Origin of the sequence: Frondihabitans sp. Leaf304, assembly GCF_001423105.1 — a bacterium.
Taxonomy (GTDB): Bacteria; Actinomycetota; Actinomycetes; order Actinomycetales; family Microbacteriaceae; genus Frondihabitans.
Map to the genome: position 1 here is coordinate 1,078,621 of NZ_LMNV01000002.1, position 21,134 is coordinate 1,099,754.

The 21,134-nt window shown below is 67.5% G+C and carries 16 protein-coding genes; 9 read left to right on the plus strand and 7 right to left on the minus strand.

Annotated features, from left to right (window positions below):
• Positions 1-56 precede the first annotated feature (56 nt).
• The 3 genes from ASF54_RS04825 to ASF54_RS04835 are packed head-to-tail and all read right to left on the minus strand — an operon-like array spanning position 57 to position 3,387.
• Entirely contained in the window at positions 57-1,289 is a 1,233-nt protein-coding gene (locus ASF54_RS04825) for a polysaccharide pyruvyl transferase family protein (protein WP_055959406.1), read from the minus strand.
• Complete coding sequence (locus ASF54_RS04830) at positions 1,286-2,302, minus strand: lysylphosphatidylglycerol synthase domain-containing protein (protein WP_055959408.1); 1,017 nt, start codon at positions 2,300-2,302, stop codon at positions 1,286-1,288. Before ASF54_RS04830 ends, ASF54_RS04825 begins: the two co-directional genes overlap by 4 nt.
• The gene (locus tag ASF54_RS04835) at positions 2,299-3,387 is read right to left on the minus strand and encodes a nitroreductase family protein (RefSeq protein WP_055959409.1); all 1,089 of its coding nucleotides are present in this window, start codon (positions 3,385-3,387) and stop codon (positions 2,299-2,301) included. Before ASF54_RS04835 ends, ASF54_RS04830 begins: the two co-directional genes overlap by 4 nt.
• Positions 3,388-3,502: 115 nt before the next feature.
• Between ASF54_RS04835 and ASF54_RS04840 the strand changes: the two genes are divergently transcribed.
• Positions 3,503-4,468, plus strand: coding sequence for a hypothetical protein (locus tag ASF54_RS04840; protein WP_055959411.1), 966 nt, complete (start codon positions 3,503-3,505; stop codon positions 4,466-4,468).
• A gap of 10 nt (positions 4,469-4,478) precedes the next feature.
• Here the strand turns inward: ASF54_RS04840 and rfbA are convergent, their stop codons facing one another.
• From rfbA to ASF54_RS04855, 3 genes are read right to left on the minus strand one after another with little or no spacing between them, the layout of a single operon-like run.
• Positions 4,479-5,342 (minus strand): glucose-1-phosphate thymidylyltransferase RfbA, encoded by an 864-nt coding sequence (rfbA, locus tag ASF54_RS04845; RefSeq protein ID WP_055959413.1) that lies wholly within the window; start codon positions 5,340-5,342, stop codon positions 4,479-4,481.
• Positions 5,343-5,345: 3 nt separating this feature from the next.
• The gene (locus ASF54_RS04850; protein ID WP_055959414.1) at positions 5,346-5,969 is read right to left on the minus strand and encodes a dTDP-4-dehydrorhamnose 3,5-epimerase family protein; all 624 of its coding nucleotides are present in this window, start codon (positions 5,967-5,969) and stop codon (positions 5,346-5,348) included.
• A 58-nt stretch (positions 5,970-6,027) separates the two neighbouring features.
• Positions 6,028-6,957 carry an aldo/keto reductase gene (locus ASF54_RS04855; RefSeq protein WP_055959416.1) on the minus strand — a complete coding sequence of 310 codons (930 nt, stop codon included), beginning with the start codon at positions 6,955-6,957 and terminating at the stop codon, positions 6,028-6,030.
• 100 nt (positions 6,958-7,057) lie between these two features.
• Here ASF54_RS04855 and rfbB point away from each other — a divergent pair, with 100 nt between their 5' ends.
• From rfbB to ASF54_RS04885, 6 genes are all read left to right on the plus strand, one after another.
• Positions 7,058-8,044, plus strand: coding sequence for a dTDP-glucose 4,6-dehydratase (gene rfbB, locus ASF54_RS04860; protein ID WP_055959418.1), 987 nt, complete (start codon positions 7,058-7,060; stop codon positions 8,042-8,044).
• Positions 8,041-8,904, plus strand: coding sequence for a dTDP-4-dehydrorhamnose reductase (gene rfbD / locus ASF54_RS04865; protein ID WP_268760975.1), 864 nt, complete (start codon positions 8,041-8,043; stop codon positions 8,902-8,904). The genes rfbB and rfbD overlap by 4 nt, the downstream gene beginning before the upstream one ends.
• A 245-nt stretch (positions 8,905-9,149) precedes the next feature.
• Complete coding sequence (locus tag ASF54_RS04870) at positions 9,150-10,514, plus strand: rhamnosyltransferase WsaF family glycosyltransferase (RefSeq protein ID WP_055959420.1); 1,365 nt, start codon at positions 9,150-9,152, stop codon at positions 10,512-10,514.
• Positions 10,511-12,025, plus strand: coding sequence for a glycosyltransferase family 2 protein (locus ASF54_RS04875; protein WP_055959422.1), 1,515 nt, complete (start codon positions 10,511-10,513; stop codon positions 12,023-12,025). Before ASF54_RS04870 ends, ASF54_RS04875 begins: the two co-directional genes overlap by 4 nt.
• A 50-nt stretch (positions 12,026-12,075) precedes the next feature.
• Positions 12,076-14,730, plus strand: a complete 2,655-nt coding sequence (locus ASF54_RS04880; protein ID WP_055959424.1) for a glycosyltransferase — start codon at positions 12,076-12,078, stop codon at positions 14,728-14,730.
• Between the two features lie 13 nt (positions 14,731-14,743).
• Positions 14,744-15,820: a glycosyltransferase gene (locus tag ASF54_RS04885; RefSeq protein WP_055959426.1), complete on the plus strand. Its 1,077-nt coding sequence runs from the start codon at positions 14,744-14,746 to the stop codon at positions 15,818-15,820.
• Between the two features lie 38 nt (positions 15,821-15,858).
• Here ASF54_RS04885 and ASF54_RS04890 read toward each other — a convergent pair whose 3' ends face one another.
• Positions 15,859-17,628 (minus strand): glycosyltransferase family 2 protein, encoded by a 1,770-nt coding sequence (locus ASF54_RS04890; RefSeq protein WP_055959428.1) that lies wholly within the window; start codon positions 17,626-17,628, stop codon positions 15,859-15,861.
• Between the two features lie 127 nt (positions 17,629-17,755).
• On the opposite strand from ASF54_RS04890, the gene ASF54_RS04895 reads away from it, so the two are divergent.
• Positions 17,756-19,354: an endonuclease/exonuclease/phosphatase family protein gene (locus ASF54_RS04895; RefSeq protein ID WP_055959430.1), complete on the plus strand. Its 1,599-nt coding sequence runs from the start codon at positions 17,756-17,758 to the stop codon at positions 19,352-19,354.
• A 101-nt stretch (positions 19,355-19,455) separates the two neighbouring features.
• Positions 19,456-21,123, plus strand: a complete 1,668-nt coding sequence (locus ASF54_RS04900) for a glycosyltransferase family 61 protein (RefSeq protein ID WP_055959432.1) — start codon at positions 19,456-19,458, stop codon at positions 21,121-21,123.
• The last annotated feature ends 11 nt before the right edge of the window (positions 21,124-21,134 follow it).

Genomic DNA, 21,134 nt, shown 5'->3' on the forward strand with positions numbered 1-21,134 from the left:
AAACCGAGTCTCGTATCGGGAACGGGAAAGCGGGTGGAGTGAAGCGGAGCGAGGGGCTACAGCCCCTTCTTCACCAGCTCGGCGATCAGGTCGGCCTGCTTCAGCGACCGCTTCTTCACCTCGGGCAGGTGCTCGTCGAGCTTGGCCTTGACCTCCGACTGAGCGGCGAGCAACGCCTCGTAGCGGCTCCACAGGTGCGACGGCGTCAGCTTGTCGTGCCCGAACGCCCACTCCTGCAGCTCGAACATCTCGAGCACCTCTTCGTACTTGTGGCCCCAGCCGATCACGAGCGTGGGCACGGCCATCGCGAGAGACGACACCATCGCGTGGAAGCGGCTGGCGACGAAGAACGAGCAGCGCCCGATCAGGTAGCGGAGCTCCTGCGACGAGAGTTCGCGGTCGATGAAAGTCACGGCGGCCTTGTCGGCGACGCGCGAGTAGATCTCGCGACACAGCGGCAGGTCGTTGTTGTGCGTGGCATCGGTACCGGTGCGGACGCTGTGCGGCACGAGCAGGAGCTTCTTGCCCGACGCCGTGACCTGGTCGATGAAGGTGACCATCTGGCCGATGTAGTCACCCTCGCGCGCATCGACCTTTTTCTGCAGCACGACGCTCGGGCTGAGGCCGACGACCTCGTCGTCGAAGATCGAGAGGTCGACGGCCTTGCCCGCCGCAGCCTCTTCGGTACCGCTCAGCTCGAGAGAGAACGCATAGTCGGCGCCGGCGAAGGTGTTGGTGAGACGCAGCTTGTCGGCATAGCTCTGGGTGATGCGGCCGCGGGTGACGACGGTCGCGGCCTTCGGCAGGAAGGTGCGGGCGACGAGGCGGTTGATCCGGTTGCGGAACGGCCCCACGGCCTGCGCGCACTTGAACACCGGGGTGCCGATGTTGAGAGCGGGCAGGATCGACGCGACGTTGTAGATCAAGAACTTCTCGCGGCCGTCGGTGAACGTGATGCCGCCCTGGTCTAGCAGCACCTGCGAGTCGGCGAGGGCGGCGACGGCCTTCGAGCGCGACTTCAGCAGGCCACGGAGCGGTGGCAGTAGGCGGTAGGCGAGAGCGGCCGAGTTGATGTTGACGCCGAGCGTGCGCGGCCGGGCATCGATGATCTCGAGATTCGGGTAGCTGTTCTGCTCGCGGTCTTCGCGCGGATACATGCTCAGCAGGGTGAAGTGCACGCCGGGCAGGCGCTCTTCAAGCGTCGCGATCGACGACTCCAGCATGGCGGCGGCGCCTTTGTTGCCCGACAGAGCGGAGCCGATGATGGTCACGTGCGGGGTCGAGCTCATGCGGGAGAACCTTTCGGGAGCGACAGACGCAGGGCGCCGTACTGGAGGGCGATGACGGCGTCGCCCACGGTGGAGAGCAGACGCGAGAGAACAGAGATGACAACCGCCTGGCCGGGGGCAATCCCGATGCCGACGAGGCAGACGAAGAGAACGGCCTCGCGCACGCCGATACCCGACGGAACGAAGATCACGAGGATGCCGATGGCGCCTGCCAGGGCATACGCCGCGGCGAGAGGCACCCACATGCCGGGCGTCACGGTCGTGACCGTCGCAGCGCACAGAATGAACCCGACGCCGTTGATCACGCGCGGCGTGACGTACGCGGCCGAGAAGCCGAGGCTGGCGACCGGGTGCAGGAAGTACTGCTCGGGCAGCGGCGCCTTGAGAAAGCGCTTGCTCGCGATCGACATGATGCGGTGGAAGACCTGCGGTACGAGGATCGCGACGAGCGGGACCATCACGACGACGACGGCGACGACCGTGAGCACGTTGCCCTCGACGAGGGTCGGCCCGACCACGAGGATCAGAATGATGGCGCTCGGCACGATCGACGCGATCTGCAGGAAGACGTTCTCGTAGATGAACGTGATCAAGATCAGGGTGCGCGGAAACCCGTTCTTCTGCCCCCAGACGACCTTGCTCAGCACCGAGCCGATCTGACCGGGAACGTACTTCAGCAGCCACGAGAGCGAGTGAACCGCCATTGCCTGCCGGGCGCCCACGTGCGACCCCTCGTCGGACAGACGGTTGAGGATCATGCCCCAGAGGAGGCCCGAGACCGGCACCGCGAAGGCGAAACAGAGAATCGCCAGGAGGTGCAACCACGACGGGTGGAGGTTGGCCTCCTGGACGGCGGTCCAGTTCTTCGACAGCGATCGAGCGAAGAGGACGGCGACGATCGCCACGACCACGATCGTGACGATGCGGCTCAGCAGCTTCCGTCGCCGCTGCTTCTTCGTCGGCTTCGTCGTCGCCGCAGCCACCTCGGTCTCGAGGGGAGCGTCTCCGCTCACCGGGCGAGGTTGTTGTAGCTGCGGAAGGTGTCGAGTTCTTTCTTCTGCGAGAACGGCACGAGGCCGTCGGGGTGGGCGTAGCCGACGGCGATCAGCATGATCACGCGGTCGGAGCCGGAGAGACCGAGTGTCTTCTGCATCTTGCGCTCGAGGGGCTCGAAGTCGGGCCAGTTGATGACGCTCGACGAGAGGCCGAGTGTCTCGAGGCCGAACATGAACGACATGCTCGCGAGCGAGGCGTCGACGTAGATGGCGTGGCGGTCTCGCGGACTGAAGTAGCTCTCGAGCTTGCCGACGACCACGATGACGGTCTGGATGTTGTCGGCGTAACCGGCCGTGCCGAACGGAATGTTCGAGACCTTCTTGACCATCGCCGGGTCGTCGAAGACGCGGAACTCGTAGGGCAGTCGGTTGCAGGCGGTCGGTGCCTGGCGAGCGACCATCAGGGCCTTGTCGACGAGATCGCGCGGTACCGGCTTGTCGTCGAAGAAGCGCACCGAGCGGCGCTGATTCGCGAGGTCGACGAGCTCGTCGTACGAGACGTTCGAGGTCTGCTGCTTGGCGCGGGGCACGTTGCCGGTCGTCGAGGGCACGTAGTCGATCGACTCGAAGGTGCGGCGAGCCTCGTCGACGACCTTGTCTTTGCCCGTAGCACTGACGCGGAAGTACTCTTCGAGCACGTTGTGTGCCCAGTCCATCTCGGCGATCTCGCTCGTGCCGGGCGACCGCTTGCACTGGCTTGCCGCAGCGGCGTAGAACTCGATGGTCTCGCCGACGTAGTCGCGGGCGAAGATGTCGCGACGGGGCCGCATGATGAGGCCCTTCTCGATGCGGTGCACGTTGCGACGCAGCTCGACGCGGGTGAGGCGGTCGCGCTTCTTGTTGCGGTAGTAGTCGCGTCGACCCTGAAGGGTCGCGGCCTGCTCGCGGTTGAAGGTGATGAACGACACCAGGAAGAAGAAGTGCGACAGGATCCGGCTCGACCCGAACGTCTCAAGGAACGCGCGGTTCGTGTTCTCGTACACACGGCGGATCGATCGAATCGCCAGGAGGTCTTTGGCGATCTTCTTCAGCTTGTTCAGCACACGTTCTCCCGCGGGTAGGCGATTCTCCGGACGACCGTCCGAGTTTAGGCGACGAGCGTGCAGGGCCACTAACCCGCAACGGCATTCCCAGTCGACTGCCTCTTACACTGGGGCGGTGAACCACCCCGACGACTCCCCCGCGCCCACCCCTCGCGAGCGGCTGCGGCGCGTCGTCCGGGCTCTCCGCGCCGAGCGCCACTACGACGGAGTGATCCGGCGCGCTCGCGCCCAGCGCGAGCGGGGCCGCGACCGGGAGTGGCACGTCGGCCTGATGCGACTTCTGGCCTCCGGGGTGCGGGCGGCACGGGTGACCGGGCGACCCGGGTCGGATCCTGAAGCCGTTCCGCTCGTCATGTGCCTGTGGAACCGTCCCGATCGTCTGCCGGTGGTGCTCGACCTGCTCGCTCGCCAGGAGTCACCTCGGCCGATCCGCTTGATTCTGTGGAACAACAACATCGACGACGCCGCGCACTACCTCGCCTGCCTCGACGGAACCCCGCGCGGCGCCCTGTCGAGCGTCGAGCTCGTCAACAGCGAGCGCAACATCGGCGGCCTCGCCCGATTCGTCGTCGCCCGTCTGCTGCGAAACGGCGGCTATCGCGGGCCCGTCATCATGCTCGACGACGACCAGAACATCCGAGACACGTTCGTCGCCGACCTGCTGCGCGACTATCGGCCGCAGTCGGTCGTCGCGTGGTGGGGGTTCAGCCAGCACGGCTCGTACTGGCGGCGAGCCGAGATCGAGCCCGGGTCACACGCCGACCACGCGGGCACGGGCGGCACCGTCTACGACGTCGACCTCGTGGCCGACGACCGGTTCTTCTTACGGTTGCCGCGCAAGTTCGCCTTCTTGGAAGACCAGTGGATGTCGTTCGTGGCACATCAGGCCGGCTGGCGCGTCGTCAAGGGCGACACCGTCATCGAGCTCGTCTCGGAAGAGCTCAACCAGTACCACGGGCTGCGCCCGCTGAAAGACGATTTCTACCACGAGCAGAACGACCGCGGCGATGCCCTTCTGGGCGACCCCCTCGACCGACCGGAGCTGTCGCGGGGTCGCCTCAGCGGGCCCGTCTCGAGTTAGCCGCTGGCGACTAGCCGTTCAGCAGCTTCTGCAGGTAGACGCCGTAGCCGCTCTTGGCGAGGGGGGCCGCCAGGCTCGCGAGAGCTCCGTCGTCGATCCATCCGTTGCGCCAGGCGATCTCTTCGATGCAGCCGATCTTGTGGCCCTGGCGGTCTTCGATCACGCGGACGTACTCGGACGCCTGCATCATCGACTCGAACGTGCCGGTGTCGAGCCACGCCGTACCGCGGTCGAGCACCTGCACCTGCAGTTCACCGGCCTCGAGGTAGCGCTCGTTGACTGTCGAGATCTCGAGCTCGCCTCGGGCGCTCGGCTCGATCGTCTTCGCGATCTCGACGATCTTGTTGTCGTAGAAGTAGAGGCCGGGCACCGCGTAGTTGCTCTTCGGGGCGGTCGGCTTCTCTTCGATCGAGACGGCCTTGAAGTCGTCGTCGAACTCGACGACGCCGTAGGCCTTGGGGTCGGAGACGTGGTACGCGAAGATCGTCGCCCCCGAGACCTCGGTGTTCTTCTTGAGGTTCGTGCCGAGGCCGACGCCGTGGAAGATGTTGTCGCCGAGCACCAGCGCGACGCTGTCGTCGCCGATGAACTCCTCACCGATGATGAACGCCTGAGCCAGGCCGTCGGGTGACGGCTGGACGGCGTACGAGATCTCCATGCCCAACGAGGATCCGTCGCCCACGAGAGCGCGGAACTGGTCGTTGTACTCCGGGGTGGTGATGATGAGCACTTCGCGAATGCCGGCCATCATCAGGGTCGACAGGGGGTAGTAGACCATCGGCTTGTCGTAGATCGGCATCAGCTGCTTCGAGATGCCTTTGGTGATCGGCCAGAGACGGGTGCCGGAGCCTCCGGCGAGGATGATTCCCTTCACGGGTCAGCCCTTCTTCGCGGTGAACGCCGCGCTGAGCGACGAGTAATAGGCGCGCATGTCGGCCCAGGTCGGCAGGGTGCCCGCGGCGGCGGCCTCGGCGAGTGACGGCGCGTCGGTGTCTTTGGGCGAGAGGAGAGCCTCGCCGGCCTCGTCGGGGAACACCAGCGCGATGTCGGAGTCGAGGGGGTTGATTCCGTGCTCGCGCTCGGCGTTGAACGTGTCGGTCACCAGGTAGCTGACGGTGGCGTCGTCGGTGAGGGCGACGAAGCAATGCCCGAGCCCCTCCGAGATGTAGATGGCGCGGCGGTCCTTGTCGTCGAGCAGCACGCTGTCCCACTGGCCGAACGTCGGCGAGCCGACCCGGATGTCGATGACGTAGTCGAGCACGGCACCGTGCGTCGCCGTCACGTACTTCGCCTGGCCCAGCGGAACGTCGGCGAAGTGGATGCCGCGCACGACGCCCCGCTTCGACACCGAGGTGTTGGCCTGCCGGAGGTCGATCGGGTGACCGATGACCTCGGCGAGCTTGTCGAAGCGGTACCACTCGAGGAACACGCCCCGGTCGTCGCCGAACTGCTTCGGGGTGATCTCGTAGCTGTCTGGAATACTCAATTCACGGATCTGCACCCGGGAAGCCTAGCCGGTGACGTCTCACGCCAGCCGGTGACCTGCGGCGGCCCTCCGTCTACGGCAGCAGGTGCCCCGCAGCGGTGAACAGCCGGTACCACTCCTCGCGGGTCAGCGGCAGCTCGCTTCCGGCAGCGGAATTCTTGACGCGCTGGGGGTTCGTGGTGCCGAGCACCACCTGCATGTGGGCCGGGTGACGCGTGATCCACGCGACCGCGATGGCCTCGGGTGCGACCGAGTACTTTGCCGCCAGTTCGTCGATGACGTCGTTCAGGTCGGCGTAGGTCTCCCGGTCGCCGAGGAACACCCCGTCGAAGAACCCCTTCTGGAACGGCGACCACGCCTGCAGGGTGATGTCGTTGATGCGGGAGTAGTCGAGAATGCCGTTGTCACGGTCGATCGACTGGTCGAGGCCTTTCATGTTGGCGCTGACGCCCGCGGTGATGAGGTTGGCGTGCGTGATGCTGAGCTGTACCTGGTTGACGATGAGCGGCTGGGTGACCGACTTCTTGAGCAGGTCGACCTGCAGCGGCGTGTGGTTCGAGATGCCGAAGCTCGTCACCTTGCCGGCCGCCTTCAGCTCGTCGAAGGCGCGGGCGACCTCGTCGGGCTCGACGAGGGCGTCGGGGCGGTGCAGCAGCAGGATGTCGAGGTGGTCGACCCGGAGGGCCTCGAGCGACTCGTTGACCGACTCGACGATGTGGTCGTGCGAGAAATCCCAGAAGCCGTCGCGAATGCCGACCTTCGACTGGAGGATCACGTTCTCCCGCTCACTCGGTGAGAACCTGATGGCGTCGCCGAAGCGCTTCTCGCAGAAGTGCGGGGTGCCGCCGTAGACGTCGGCGTGGTCGAAGAAGGTGATGCCGGCATCGCGTGCCGTGCCGACGAGGGTCTGGATCTCGGTGTCGGAGAGCGGGTCGATCCGCATGAGTCCGAGGATCACATTGGAGGCGGGGGCGGTCAGGTCGGAAAACGTCGTTGTTCGCATGGCCCCATCTTGCCCGGACCGGCGGAGTTCGGTCAGGGTGGGGCCGGATCCTGCCCCCTACTATGGATTCGATCGACGCTCGCGACCGAAAGACATCCTTATGCGCATCCTCGTCACCGGCGGAGCCGGCTTCATCGGCTCCAACTTCGTCCGGCGCACCCTGCAAGACGCCTATCCGGGCCTGGAGGGCGCCGAGGTCGTCGTCCTCGACGCCCTGACCTACTCGGGCAACCTCGAGAACCTGGCTCCCGTCGCCGACTCGCCCCGCTACCGCTTCGTCGAAGGCGACATCCGCGACGGCGCGCTGCTCGACACGCTCTTCCCCGACGTCGACGCGGTCGTCCACTTCGCGGCCGAGTCGCACGTCGACCGCTCGGTGCGCGACGCCTCGATCTTCGTCGAGACCAACGTGCTCGGCACCCAGCAGCTGCTCGACGCGGCCCTCCGCAACGACCTCAAGCGCTTCGTGCACGTGTCGACCGACGAGGTCTACGGCTCGATCGCCGAGGGCTCGTGGGCCGAAGACCGCCCGCTCGAGCCGAACTCGCCGTACTCGGCGTCGAAGGCCGGCTCCGACCTCCTCGCGCGCAGCTACCACCGCACGCACGGCCTCAACGTCTCGATCACTCGCTGCTCGAACAACTACGGGCCGTATCACTTCCCCGAGAAGGTCATCCCGCTGTTCGTCACGAACCTCATCGACGACAAGCACGTGCCGCTCTACGGCGAGGGCAACAACATCCGCGACTGGCTGCACGTCGACGATCACTGCCGGGGAATCGCCCTCGTGCTCGTCAAGGGCGAGGCCGGCGAGATCTACAACATCGGCGGCGGCACCGAGCTCACCAATAAAGAGCTGACGCAGCTACTGCTCGACGCGACCGGCAAAGACTGGTCATACGTCGATCGCGTTCAGGACCGCCTGGGCCACGACCTGCGCTACTCGGTCGACATCTCGAAGATCCAGCGCGAGCTCGGCTACGAGCCGCAGGTGCCGTTCGAGCAGGGGCTGAACGACGTGGTGCAGTGGTACCGCGACAACCGCACCTGGTGGGAGCCGCTGAAAGAGCGCGCGGCCCTCGCGTGAGCCCGACCCAGAACCTCCGCTACCTCGTGACGGGTGCTCGGGGCATGCTCGGCACCGACCTCGTCGAGGCGCTCTTCGGCCGCGACGTGACCGTGCTCGGCCGCGCCGACCTCGACGTGACCGACCGCGCCGCGGTGCTCGACGCCGTCGAGGGCCACGACGTGGTCTTCAACGCCGCCGCCTACACGAAGGTCGACGACGCCGAGACACACGAAGACGAGGCGCTCCTCGTCAACGGCACGGCCGTCGAGTTGCTCGCCGAGGCGACCGCGACGCACGGCGCGAAGCTCGTGACGGTGTCAACCGACTACGTCTTCGACGGCCAGGCCACCGAGCCCTACGCCGAGACGACCCCGCTCGACCCGCTGAACGCCTACGGCCGCACCAAGGCGGCCGGCGAGATCGCTGCCCTCGCGGTCAACCCCGCGGGTGCCTACGTCGTCCGTACCGCCTGGCTGTACGGCCAGCACGGTCCGAACTTCGCAGCGACCATGCTTCGGCTCGCCGCCTCGCACGACACGGTCACCGTGGTGAACGACCAGGTCGGTCAGCCCACCTGGACGTCCGATCTCGCAGCGCAGCTCGTCGCGCTCGTCGACGCCGATGCACCTGCCGGCATCTACCACGGCACGAACTCGGGCCGGGCGTCGTGGTTCGACTTCGCGCGCGCTGTGTTCAGCGAGGCCGGGTTGGATCCTGAGCGCGTTCTTCCGACCGACAGTGCCGCATTCGTGCGCCCGGCCCCGCGCCCCGCTTTCAGCGTGCTCGGGCACGACGCGTGGGCTGCTGCCGGCCTCGCGCCCATGCGGTCCTGGCAGGAGGCTCTCGCCCAGGCCTCGGCCGAAGGGGTCTTCGCGTAGCTGGCTTTCGCTCCGCACGCCGCGTGCCGAGTGCTGAGTGCCGCCTAAAGCTGTCAGAGCCGCGGCCGGGCCAGCATTACGCGGCACCCGGGGCCCCGCGCCCACTGGCAACACCGGCGCGAGCCGCCGAGAGGGGCCAAATCGCCGCCCGGCGAACGAACAGAAGCCGATTTCGGCACTTTCGCGAGGCCGCAGCGGCGAGCGACCGGGGCACCACGCCGAGAAAGCCCTAGGCTCGAAACCGTATGAATCTCACGAAAATCGGGCGACTCGTCTCTGACCTGGCACGCGTCAACCGCTCCTACCTGGCCGACTCCGACTACCGGAATGTCGCCCGCGAGCGCCTCGCCCCCACCTCCAGCCCGAATCGCGCCGTCGAGCGACGTGAGATCGCCGCCGCTCCCCCGGAGGCGCGGCCCTTCCACGGTCTCTCGGAGACGAGCCTTGCCCTAGCCGGCATCCACAGCACCGGCAACGGCCACGCAAGCAACGCAAGCAGCAGCGGCAGCAGCGCGAGCACGAGCCCCGCCCTCAACATCGTGATCGGCGAGGTCCGCGACGGCGCCACCTTCGCCGGCATCCAGACGGCCGTCTCGTTCGGCGTAGCCCTCGCCGAAGCCCTCGGGCTGCCGGTGCGCGTCGTGATGGTCGGCTGGACCACCCCCGGCAACTCGTCCGCGGCCGCAACAGAAGTGCTCCGCGAGCGCTTCCCCGGCAAGCACATCACCGTCGTCGCCCGCGAAGAGATCTCGAAGGCCGACTTCAGCGACTCCGACCTCTGGCTCGCCACCCACTGGAAGACCGCGCATGCCATCTCGGTGGCGGTCACGGCCGGTCGCATCGACCCGCAGCGCGTCGTCTACCTGGTGCAGGATTACGAGCCCGGCTTCAGCCCGTGGTCGACCGAATTCGCTCTGGCCCGGGCCACGTATCACGCGGGGTTCCGCGTGGTCGTCAATTCCTCCCCCTTGCAGACGTATCTGCGGCAAGAAGAGGGTCTCGAGATTCCCGACGACCTCGTCTTCGCCCCGCACCTCGACCTCGATCTGCTCCGCCGCGTGGCCGCCGAGCGTTCCCATGACGACGTCGTGCGCGTGCTCTTCTACGGCCGGCCGAACAAGCACCGCAACCTGTTCCGCGTCGGCATCGCCGCGCTTCGCATCGCCGTTCGAGAGCTCGAAGGATCCGGCATCACCGTCGAGTTCGCCAGCGCCGGAGAGCTGCACCGCGACGTCGAGCTCGGCGGTGACGCCAAGCTCGAGAGCGTCGGAACACTTCCGTGGGACGACTACTTCCGTTTCATCGCGAGCCGCAACGTGGTGCTGTCGTTGCAGCTCAGCCCGCATCCGAGCCACCCGCCCTTCGACGGGGCGATCTCGGGTGCTCACGTCGTGACGAACGAGTTCGCGGGCACCCGCGCCGGCGTCCATCCGGGAATCGACGCCGTCGCGGCCGATCCCGAGGCGCTCGGCCAGGCGGTGGCTCGTGCCATTCGGCGGGCTGCCGCCGACGGCCCCGCCGGCTTCCGCGACCTCGAACCGGGTGCCCTCGGCGGCACCCTCGATCAGGTCGTGGCCCGCCTCGCGACCTTGCTGGGAGGCGCCCGATGAGCGTTCTGATCGTGGTGCCGGTGTACGGCGACCTGCCGTCGGTGCTGGAGTGTCTCGATGCGCTGGTGACGACCGTCGATCTGGCGACGCATCGGATCCTGCTCGTCAACGACTGCGGCCCCGATGTCGACGCCATCGAGAAGGCTCTGCTCGAGCGCATCGACGGCGTGGCCGGCGTGCGGTACGAGCGGAACCCCGAGAACCTCGGATTCGTCGGCACCTGCAACCGCGCTGTCACCGAGCTCGACGACACCGATGCCGACGTGTTGCTGATGAACAGCGACGCGGTACCGACACCCGGGTTCCTCGACGAGATGCTTGCTGTGCTGTACGCCGATCCGCGGCACGGCGTGGTCACTGCCCGGAGCAACAACGCGACGATCGCGAGCCTGCCGTTCCGGCTCACCGACCCGAAGGGGGAGCGCACGTTCGACCGCACCCGCGAGGTGCACGAAGCGCTGCTGCCGTATCTGCCGCGCTGGTATGAGCCGCCCGTCGCGATGGGTTTCTGCTTCCTCACCAGGCGCGACCTGATCGTGCGCTTCGGCCTCTTCGACGAGGTCTTCTCGCCGGGCTACGGCGAAGAGAACGACTACTGCCTGCGCCTCGGCGAGGCTGGTTTCGTGTCGACGATGGCGAACCGGGCCCTGGTCTTCCACGAGGGGTCGAAGAGCTTCGTCGGTGCACGCCGCAACACCCTGCGCACGGCGCACCAGCGCGAGCTCGACCGTCGCTATCCGTATTACGGATCGGCTGTGCAGTCGTTCCTGCGCCATTCGGTCGCCCCAGCAGATCGTTTTGCCGACCTGGTCGTGCCCTTCGGCCCGCAGCGGATCGTGCTCGACCTGCGCGCCGGGGTCGCCGTGCCCGGGGCGATCGACGCGTTCCTCGCGTCCTTTCCCGCCTCCGACTGGGCGCGCGAGATCCTCGTCGACGATGTCGCCGCGGTCTCGTCGGGTGCAGCGGTGACCGCCGATGTCAGGGTCGCGGCCGACGCGCACGACGACGACCTCGTGGCGGCGACGGTGCTGCTCGCCGAGCGGGTGACGCCCCGATCGCTCGTGCGCGCGCATCGGCGCTCACTGCACCTCGTGGCCGTGTCGGGCGACGGTGTGCCGGATCCTTCGCTCCCGGACGATCGAGGTCAGGATCCGACGGCCGTCACCCCGTCACCGTGGACCGACGCCGCGTTCGTCTCGCGCTCGCGCGACGCGACGCCCGTGCTGAGGCAGCATGCAGCGGCCACCGTCGTTGACGGCGATTGGGCCGCTGGGGCTGCGGCTCTCCGCTCGGCGCTCGAATTGCCTCTCGCCGACCGGGTCGCGGCCCTCGACGCTCGCTGGCGGGATCTCGCTCTCGTCGACGCCGCGATCGACGACGGCGGCCCCGAGTCGGGTGCCGAGGTCGAGCGTCTGCGCGCCGAGCTGCGCGATCTGCGGGCCAGCCGTACGTTCCGTACCGGGGAGGCAGTAGCACGTCTGGTGCCGAAGCTCCCCGGGCGCAAGCGATGAGTGGCCCCGAGAGTCGACCGCGCCGATCGGGCGCTGTCGTTCTTCGGCAGATGGCTCGACGGCTCAGACCTGCCCCGCCGCCCCTGACCGTCGAGGATCGCCAGCTGCGCTGGGCACGGCGGATCGTCGAGTTCGGAATCCTCGACCGCGAGTACTTCGAGACGATGGTCGGGCGTCGATTCGAGTCCGATATCGCCGCGATCGAGTTCTACATGCTCAACGACGGCAGCCGAGGTCTGTCGCTGTCGCCGCTGATCGAACCGGAGTGGCTGAACGACCAGCAGCCCGATTCGCGCTTCAGCTGGTACGACTTCCTGCACCAGGAGTCGACCGATCTGGTTGCCACTTCGCCGGTGTTCGACGCGGCGCGCTATGTGGCGGAGCTCGACGAGACCGACCGCGCCGCCGTCACCACGACCCTCGGCGCTCTCCGGCACTTCGTGCGGAACGCCGACACGACCACGCTGATGCCGGTGTCTGCCGGTCGCCGCGGCGAGCGCCCCACTTGGGGCCGGGAGCGCGCCCGCTCCCTCGCCGTCGCCCGCGCGTTCGCCGATTCGCAGCACCGCACGCGGCGGCGCTACCGTCCCGAGTGGGGCGGCGCCGACACAGCCGAGGCGCGCACGCGCTACGCGGCGGGGCTCGCTCGCCTGCAGGCCGAGCGGCCACTCGTCTCGATCGTGCTCCCGACCCACAACCGGGCGGCGCAGCTCGAGCGCGCGATGCTGTCGGTGTCCGATCAGACGTACGACAACTGGCAGCTCATCGTCGTCGACGACGGCTCGACCGACGAGACCCCCGCCGTCGTCGAACGACTGTCGGCCCGTGATCCCCGCATGACCCCCGTGGCGCAGGCGCCCGCGGGAGCGTCGGCCGCCCGCAACACCGGGCTCGCCGCCGCGACGGGCACGCACATCGCGTTTCTCGACTCCGACAACGCCTGGCGTTCCACGCACCTCGAGCTGGCGCTGGCGGCCCTGCTCCAAGAGGGTGCGAGCGCCGTCCACACCGGCCTCCGCATGATCGGTCTCAACAACACGGGCGATGCGGCCGACGAGTCCAAAGAGACCTTCCGTGGCGAGGAGGGCGACTGGAGCGACCTGGTCGCGGGCAACTTCATCGATCTGAACGCGCTCGTCGTCGAGGCGTCGGCCGCGCGATCGCTCGGCGGCTTCGACACGACCCTGAAGCGCTGGATCGACTACGACTACGTGCTCCGCCTCTCCCGCGACTTCGGGGTGCCGCGCTACGTCGATCACCTCAGCGTCGACTACGACAACACCTTCGACCCATCCCGTCTCTCGTCGCGCGAGGGCGCGTCGTGGCAGGAGGTCGCGCTCGCACCGAACGTGATCGACTGGGCGGCCCTCGCCGATGCGGCGCCCGACCGCCGGGCCGACCTGGTGTCGATCGTGATTCCCGTCTACCGGGAGTGGCGGATGACGCGTCGGGCGATCGACGCGGTCCTCGCCGACGCCGACCGCGGCGGTGCCTCCGACCGAGAAGGCGCCTCCGACAGCGACAGCGCGTCCGACCACGGTGCCCCGCTCCGGGTCGAGGTCGTCGTGATCGACAACGCCTCCCAGCGGAGCGTCTCCGCGACCCTCGCCGCCTGGTTCGCCGCCGAGCCCCGCGTGCGCATCCTCCGCCAGGATCGCAACCGGAACTTCGCGCTCGGCAGCGACCTCGGCCTCGCCGCGTCGACTGGTGCCCACGTGGTCATGCTCAACAACGACACCGAGGTGCAGCCGGGGTGGCTCGCGCCTCTGGTCGACGAGCTGTCGGATCCTGCGGTCCTCGGGGCGCAGCCCCTGTTGCTCTACCCGAACGGCACGGTGCAGGCCGCCGGCACCGTCTTCGGCGGCGACAAGGTGCTGCCGTGGCACTTCCTGGCCGCGCACCCCCGCAGCGATGCCGGACGGGCCGACCAGCGCTCGTTCTCGGCGATCACGGCGGCGGCGGCGATCTTCCGCGCCGGCGACCTGATTCGCTGGCGGGGCTTCGACCCGATCTTTGCCAACGGACTCGAAGACGTCGACCTGTGCCTGCGCGCCCTCGACGAGCGGCCGGACGGTCGGTTCTCGGTCGTGCCCGAGTCGGTCGTCGTGCACCACGAGAGCGTCGCGCCCGGGCGTTCCGACGCGCAGATCGCGAACCGCCGACACTTCGACGAACGCTGGCAGGGCCGGTATCCACGCATCGAGGCGTCGCGCTACGCCGCCGCGGGGCTGGTGCTGGCCGGTATCGAGGCGGGCGAGCCGAAGGGGCACGACGTACTGGTTCGGTCGTCGCGCCCACTGATCGTGCGGCCGCCACGGGACGTGAGCGAAGGATCCTGGGCCGGTCGCCCTTCGCTCCGCTGGTCACTGAAGCACGAGGCCTCGACGTTCGCCGAGGCCGACGCCCTCGCGTCCCGACTCCGCGACCTCGGCCAGGAGGTCGTGCTCGACGCCCCGGACGCCTGGTATCGCTCGTCCGCCTCGCTCGACGACGTGGCGGTGGCTCTGCTCCGCGACGGCCGGTTCGTGCCACAGCCAGGAGCGGTCAACGTGCTCGTCGACCCGGCCCTGGCGTCGGACCCGCTCGTCGCGCCGGCGTTCCGCCTGCAGATCGGCGCCGGGGCACCGGTGTCGGCGCAAGCACTGGACGACCGAGAGCGGCTGATCTTCGAGGCCCTCGGGGCGGGCGACGGGCTCGATCGATGAAGGCCGCCGTCCGATGAAGACCGTTGCTCGCGTCCTCGTCTTTCCCGCCTACCGTGACAACCCGTACATCAACCTGCTCGGGCTCGCGGCGAGAGGTCGCGGGTACGCCCTGATCGACGAGACCCGACTCGAAGGGCTCGAGCGGACGGCCGCGAGCCTCACCTCTGGCGACGTGGTGCACCTGCACTGGACCACACCGGTCGTGCAGCGGGCCGAGACGGTCAAAGAGGCCTCTGAGCGTCTGGATCGCTTCCGAACCGCCGTCGATGCGGCGGCCGCGCGAGGTGCCAGGGTCGTCTGGACCCTCCACAACGTCGTGCCCCACGACGTCCGCCACGACGAACTCGAGCTCGCGCTGTGCCGATACTTGGCCGACCGCGCCGACGTCGTCCACGTCATGACGGCCGACGCCGTCGAGGCCGCCGCCCCCTCGTACACGCTGGATCCCGCCAAGGTGGTGGTGATTCCGCATCCGAGCTACCAGGGCGTCTACCCGTCGCAGCTGTCGCGGAACGACGCCCGGGCGAGCATCGGGCTAGGCGCCGACGAGCGCGGAGTGCTGTTCTTCGGGCAGATGCGGCCCTACAAGGGCCTCGACACCCTGTTCGCGGCTCTCGGGTGCCTCGACGCGACGGCCGTCCGGCCGGTGCTGCTGCTCGCTGGCAGCGTGACGGAGGCCGATCGGCTCACGCTCGAGGCGATTCTGCCCGCCGGAGTGCGAGTCGTCTGGCACCCGGGGCACGTTGCCGATGCCGACGTCGAGAAGTGGCTGCGAGCAGCCGACGTGCTCGTGCTGCCGTACCGTCGGATCCTGAACTCGGGCACTCTGCACCTTGCCGCGACATTCGATCTGCCCGTCGTGCTGCCCGACGAGCCCCACCTTCGGGCGGCCTTCGGCGGCGAGACGTGGATCCGATGGTTCGATACCGAAGACCCGGTCACCTCGATCGCGGGTCTGCTCGACGACGAGGCGACGTACGCCGTCGACAGTGCTGCGACCGGCGACTTCTCACACCGGCTCTCGCCCTTCACGATCTCGACCCGCTACGCGGATCTGCTCGACCGGCTGCGCGCGACCGACTCCGCCTGAGCGACGGCCGCGCTGCTCATGCGCTGCTCATGCGCTGCTCAGCTACGGAGCCGAGCCCGTGCCTTCGCTCGAAGACCCGACAGCACCCCGCCGCGCGATGCGTCTCGGTAGTCCAGCAGAAACACCCAGCCGTTCTTGCGGTCGCTCAGCGGCTGCAGGGCCGACCCCTCGGGAACCGGCGGCAACGGCATGCGAGCCGTGACCACCGCGTGCTCCTGCGCGCCCACCGAATTGCCGGCGGTGAACCGCACGAGCACCCGGTAGCGCCCGGGCGTCGGCAGCTCCTGGGCACGGACCTCGGCCGACCATCGGCCCTCCTCTAGCGCGAGGGCGAGAGGGATATCGTCACCGGCGTCGGACCGCAGCACGAGCACGGCGCCCAAGAGCGCTTCGGGCCATGGGGCGGGCCCTGCGAGCAGCAGCAGATCCGGCTGTACCTCAACACGCTCCACGACGAGAGGCGCCGCTCGACGCGCGAGCGACACCCGCCGCACGGCATCGGCGTCGCAGGCTCGGACGGCCTCGAGCATCCAGCGGAGGATCTCCGACTCGACGCCGCCCGGATCGAGCGTCGAAATCGCCGTCGTGCCCGCCAGAACGCTGACCACTGGCACAAGGTCTTCCACGGCCGCCAGCGCCGCGTCATTCGCGAGAGCGGTGAGGGGCCCGTCAACTGAGAGGCGTTCCAGGTCGATTGACGCGGCCGGCTCGTGCTCCAGCGCCACGAGCGTGCGGCTCCACTCCTCCAGAGCCGCAGAGTCGTAGAAGCGCTCGTCACGCGCACGGGCCGAAGAGCGGGCGAAGGATCGCGCACGCCCGATCTCCCCCGCCTCGACCAGGGCGAAAAGGGCACGCCGATCGGCCGTCGCACTCTCGAACGCGTCGCGCGGAACCACAGCGAGCATTGCGGCCAGCGCCTCGGCGACCTCGGGGCTCAGACCCGCTCCCTCCTCGAGCTGACGGAGGTAGGTCGAGAGGTGAACCCAGCCGTCGGCGTCGAAGACGAGGCGCGAATACGAGGCGGTGACGGCCGGGTCAGAGAAGTCGGCGACGATCTCGGCGCAGATCGCTTCCTGGTCGAAGTAGAGACGCGCGGCGACGTCGGCGGGGGTTCCGGCCGTCATCGACGTCGTTCCGGGCCGGTCACGGTACAGGTAGACGCACGATGCGACGACATCCATCGATGTGGCCAGAACGAACGACCTCGTCATCGGCACCATGTCGTCGTTGCGCGGTATCTCGGGGAACGCGAGCGCATTGCCCTCCCAGAACGAGCGGCGGAAGACCCGGTTCCAGGCGGCGCGGCCGCTCACGAGAGTGGGCACCCTCGACGGTGTGACGCCCTGCAGGTCGGTGTCGAACGGATGCCATCGAGCAGTAGGGCTCCAGGTGGAGCCGGGTGAGAACTTGAGGTGGTCGCCGATCGCGAAGTCGGAGCCGCTGCTCTCCAGGCTGTCGACCAGGGCCGAGTAGGCGCCCTGCGGAATGAGGTCGTCGGCGTCGGCGAAGACGAGGTACCGACCCGACGCGAGGAGCGCGCCCTCGTTGCGAGCCGCTGCGGCCCCGATGCCGGAAGCACGGTGGTGTCGAACGCGCCCGTCGCGCTCGGCGGCGGCCGCGATCCGGTCGCCCGTCTCGTCGGTCGACCGGTCGTCGACCACGATCACCTCGAGCGAGTCGACTCCTGCCCCGAGCACGCTGTCGAGCAATTCGTCGATCCACGGCGCGACATCGCGGGCGGGGATGACGACGGAGAGCAGAGGTGCGGGGGGAATGAGGATCTCCTGGGGTTCAGAATCACGGTTCACTCTCGATTGTGCTGCATAGCACCCCGTTCGGCTTCGGTGTACCCCTTTCGAGGTTCTGGTGTACCCCCGCGCGGGTGCCTAAGCTGACCGCGATCATTCTTCTCATCTACTGAAATCGGGTTCATAGATGTCTCTCGCTCTTCGTCGCGGCTCGGTCGCAGTAGCCCTTGCCGCGGCACTCGTCGTCGCGGCCGTCGCGCCCGCGCAGGCGGCCTCGTCGCCGGCTCGTGTCACGGGCGCCCACGTGAACAGCCAGTCCTGGGCGAACCGGACTGTCGCGCTGTACTGGAAGGCCGTCCCCGGGGCGACTTACTCGACGAAGTGGTCGACATCGCCCTCCTTCTCGTCGGCGAAGTCGAAGAAGTCGACCGCCGCCAAGGTCTCGGTGGGGCCGCTGAGCCCCGGCAAGACCTACTACGCGGTCGTTCGGGCGATCAAGGCGGGCAAATCGGGCGCCTACTCGGCTCGGGTCACTTTAACCCTCAAGCCGGGCTATACCGGCCTGTTCTCCTCCGTCTCGGCCAAGGCCGCGACGGGCGGCATCACCATCAAGTGGGGAGCCGCGCCCTACGCCACCGACTATCGCGTCACGTCGTCGGCCGGGCCGGACAGGAGCCGGAGGCCCGACTACTGGGTACCGAGCACCACAGCCTGGTTCTCGGCGTTCAATCCCGTCACCAAGGCCCGGAAGATCACCGGCAAGGCGAGTCAGCTCACCTCGACGCCCTATGGCAATCCGATCTACGCCCAGGTGCAGGCACGCAGCACCATCAAGCCGTCGGCCCACCTGCGCGACTCGGCTCAGGTCGTGGCCTGGCCCGCTCCGACCAAGCCGGACTCCTCCGGGCTCGGCGTGAAATTCGCCAGTTACAACGTGGAGTGCTCGGGCTGCGAGAAATCGGGCACGGCGAAGTGGCCGACTCGTGGGCGAGTCATCGCGCAGAACATCAGTGCGCAGGCTCCCGACGTGTTGGCAGCGGTCGAGGCCAGCGGAGACTCCGACGGCAACCCCTCGAACCCGCAGCGCCAGGTCTACCTCGATCTCGATTCGCGCCTCTCCGCCCTGAAGCTCACCGACAGCGACCCGGCCCCGAGTACCTCGAACCAGGGCAACCGGCTCTACTACAACCCCTCGAAATTCACACTCGTGTCGAAGGGCTGGCTTTCGGGTATCCGCGACTACAGCAAGGCTGACACGCACTCCACGAACACCCCGTGGGCGAAGCTGCAATCGAAATCCGATCCGAAAACGCAGTTCTTCGTCGTTGCGGCCCACTTCAGCATTCCCACGACGTCGAGTAAGAACGAACGCAAGACGCTCCTCGGCAAGAACTCCGCACAGTTGCTCAAGGCGCTCAATGCCAAGAACACGACCCATCTCCCCGTGATCCTCGGTGGCGACTTCAACGACAACAGGTACCCGGAGGGCCGTATCGACGGCGCTCAGCCCACCCTGATCCGCGGCGGCTTCTACGACTCGTCAGCGTCGCTCCATCGTTACGGCACCTACAAGTCGACGTACAACAACTCGCAGTCACCCTCGAAGCAGATCTCAGACCGTAACGGCGACGGCCAACGAATCGATTACATCCTCACGCAGGGAATGCGGGGCAGTCAGTCCTTCACGAACGTCTGGAACCCGAAGACCGCCGCCGGTAAATCGCTGTCGCTGGTTCCGTCGGATCACAATCTCATCACCGCTGTGCTTCGCGTTCCACGTAAATAGCAAAGGAAAGGCTGCGGCGCTCCTCACATTGCTTATATGAAACACGGTGCACTAGTGAGAGATCCAAATGGTCGGCACCGTTGCGGCCATATGATGTCTACATGATCTTCGATCGTCGGCGATCTCCTGATATCGCCTCAGGGGGCTCATCAACGGAGCTCGTCGACTTTCCCGAACTGTCGGGAGAGGGCGCCGTCGTCGCGGTCGCAACTGCAGACACCGCACCGGAGTTGCTGTCCGCGCTCAAGTCGCTGCTCGGAGATCGCCTTTCGCTCTTGCAGGTCGAGGACGGCGCCAAGCCCCTCGACGAGCCCGCCTCCGTGGCAGAAGAGCTGTCGCAGCGCCTCGCCGAAATCGGTGCCGTGCAGTGCATTCTCGATCTGCGAGTCGCGACATCCCTCGAGCGAATCCTGCTCTGGGAATGGGCTTTCCTGCACGTGATCGAAGGGGGCTCGTACATCTCCCCCGTCGAGGTCAGCGAGCCCGATTGGGTGGCCTCCCTCGATGCTCTCGTCGGACGGCATCGCCCCGTTCGCGAATTGCGCCTGCTCGGCGACGCGCTCGGGAGCAGGACGATTCGATCGGGCTACGTCGTCATGACCAAAAAAGGCGAGCACCTCTTCAAAGTCCGCGAGGCTCGAGCGAACGCACTTCTCCCCCTCCGCCTCGGCTCTAAAGCCCCCACGATCATCACGAAGCTCCCCCACGGCGAGCACACGTCACAAACGATCGTCGTCCAGCACGGCACCGGGCAGACGATGCCCGACACGACGTTCGCGTACTCGAATCGGACCCTTCGCCGGTACGACACCGAGGTCAGCCTCGGCGACACCATGCTGGCGACCATCGACAACACAGTCCTCCCCTCGTCGTTCCGGTTTCCCTGGTCGGGTAGTGACGTCAACGGCGCGCTCGTCAACATCACCAAGGAGTTCGCGACTCGGCAGTCACCGGCTCACGACGCCGTCTCTCTGCCGGGTGCTTTCTACGATCTGAGCCCGTCCGTACCGGGGCACTTCGGGCACATCATGACGGAGTCCGTTGCCAAGCTCTGGGGATGGGACGAAGCCCGGAAGAGGGATCCTCGTGTCCGGGCGATCTGCCGAGTACCCGCCGCCGACCACGACCCGGTCGTCGAACGCACCCTCTTCACCGCATTCGGCATCGACGAGGCAGACATCGAGTGGGTCGACTCCGATGTGGTCGTCGACTCGTTCGTCTCCGGCTCGCTCCTGTGGCAGAACTTCGCCACCCACCATTTCCACCCGGCGATTCGCGAGACCTGGAACCGCCTGAGACGGGAGCTCGTCGTCACGGATGAGAACGCCCCGCAGAGAATCTTTGTCTCACGGACCCTCTCGAGCACCAACAGATCCTGTCGGAACGCGGCCGAGGTCGAAGCCCTCTTCGAACGCAACGGCTTCGTGGTCGTGAACCCGGAGACCCTCTCCGTCAGCGAGCAGGCAAGCCTCTTCGGAAACGCCGACGTGGTCGCCGGGTTCGCCGGGTCGGGCATGTTCAGCCTGCTCTACGCGGAGCATCTCACGAACGTTCTCGTGCTCTCGCAGGACTCCTACACCGCGCGCAACGAGTTCCTCTACGCGACTGCTCTGGCCGACCAGGTCGACTACTTCTGGTCGAAAGCGGACATCGCCCACGGCACGAGGTTCTCGGAGGAAGCCTTCCACTCACCCTGGGAGTTCGACCTTGCTCTCCACGAGACGTGCCTCACCGACCTTCTTCAGCAAATCGATCGAGACGCCCAGTGACCCAGCCCCTC

Excerpts from the sequence above, each read along its gene's own strand:
- ASF54_RS04825 (WP_055959406.1), bottom strand. The coding sequence starts at position 1,289 with ATGAGCTCGACCCCGCACGTGACCATCATCGGCTCCGCTCTGTCGGGC.
- ASF54_RS04855 (WP_055959416.1), bottom strand. The coding sequence starts at position 6,957 with ATGCGAACAACGACGTTTTCCGACCTGACCGCCCCCGCCTCCAATGTG.
- rfbB (WP_055959418.1), top strand. The coding sequence starts at position 7,058 with ATGCGCATCCTCGTCACCGGCGGAGCCGGCTTCATCGGCTCCAACTTC.
- ASF54_RS04870 (WP_055959420.1), top strand. The coding sequence starts at position 9,150 with ATGAATCTCACGAAAATCGGGCGACTCGTCTCTGACCTGGCACGCGTC.
- ASF54_RS04875 (WP_055959422.1), top strand. The coding sequence starts at position 10,511 with ATGAGCGTTCTGATCGTGGTGCCGGTGTACGGCGACCTGCCGTCGGTG.
- ASF54_RS04880 (WP_055959424.1), top strand. The coding sequence starts at position 12,076 with ATGGCTCGACGGCTCAGACCTGCCCCGCCGCCCCTGACCGTCGAGGAT.
- ASF54_RS04885 (WP_055959426.1), top strand. The coding sequence starts at position 14,744 with ATGAAGACCGTTGCTCGCGTCCTCGTCTTTCCCGCCTACCGTGACAAC.
- ASF54_RS04895 (WP_055959430.1), top strand. The coding sequence starts at position 17,756 with ATGTCTCTCGCTCTTCGTCGCGGCTCGGTCGCAGTAGCCCTTGCCGCG.
- ASF54_RS04900 (WP_055959432.1), top strand. The coding sequence starts at position 19,456 with ATGATCTTCGATCGTCGGCGATCTCCTGATATCGCCTCAGGGGGCTCA.